We start from the raw sequence: 453 nt of genomic DNA, 5'->3' as shown, positions 1-453 counted from the left end.
GGATCCACCAGGATGAAACCTCCGGTTCTTTTAAAGAGAAAGACAACCGGTCTCCTGAACAGCAGGAGCTTTTAGAGCTTCGCAAGGAACTGAAACAGCTCAGAATGGAGAACGATATTTTAAAGCAAGCCGCGCTGATCATGGGACGAAAGTAAATGTCATCAAGCGAAACCAAGACAAATACTCGGTATCAGCAATGTGCAGCGTCCTGCAGATTTCACGTAGTACGTACTATTATGAGGCCAAAGAACGTCAGTCAGAAGACGACGTAACAGGCGCTATCATAGAGATTTTCCAACAAAACCGAAGTGCCTACGGCACGCGCAAGATCAAAGTCGAACTGCACAAGCGTGGATTGACAGTCTCCAGAAGACGTATTGGACGCATCATGAAGGAACAAGGGCTTGTTTCTTCCTATACAGTGGCACAGTTCAAGCCACAAAAAGCTCCGTG

General features: G+C 46.8%; 1 pseudogene. It reads left to right on the top strand.

The annotated features are described in order from the left end of the window. A pseudogene (locus tag RG959_RS23840) lies at positions 1-453 on the top strand (IS3 family transposase); the annotation flags it as partial.

Source organism: Domibacillus sp. 8LH (assembly GCF_038806185.1).
Taxonomy (GTDB): domain Bacteria; phylum Bacillota; class Bacilli; order Bacillales; family Domibacillaceae; genus Domibacillus; species Domibacillus indicus_A.
The sequence above is the reverse complement of the archived record's forward strand: the minus strand, read 5'-3'. Positions and strand labels throughout refer to the sequence as shown.